Source organism: Allobosea sp. ASV33, from assembly GCF_016428755.1.
In the GTDB taxonomy this organism is placed as follows: domain Bacteria; phylum Pseudomonadota; class Alphaproteobacteria; order Rhizobiales; family Beijerinckiaceae; genus Allobosea.
In genome coordinates this window covers 1-253 of record NZ_JAELTI010000397.1, presented here as the reverse complement: position 1 = coordinate 253, position 253 = coordinate 1, and the positions used below count along the sequence as shown (strand labels likewise).

General features: G+C 68.8%; 1 pseudogene. It reads right to left on the bottom strand.

The window, feature by feature from the left end:
• Positions 1–108 precede the first annotated feature (108 nt).
• Positions 109–253 (bottom strand): annotated as a pseudogene (locus JHD80_RS28370) (enoyl-CoA hydratase/isomerase family protein); the annotation flags it as partial.

Below are 253 nucleotides of genomic sequence, written 5' to 3'. Positions count from 1 at the left end.
CCCCCCCCCCCCCCCCCCCCCCCCCCCCCCCCCCCCCCCCCCCCCCCCCCCCCCTTTTCAAGCAGAAGACGGCATACGCGATCGCGCCTAGAGTCTCGTGGGCTCGGAGATGTGTATAAGAGACAGGGCCCAGAGATAGCGGTCGCCGGCGATGCGGTGGCTGCCATGCAGGGAGATGCCGACGCCGCCACCCATGACGATGCCGTCGATCAGCGCGACATAGGGCTTGGGATAGGTCTTGATGCGGTGATTG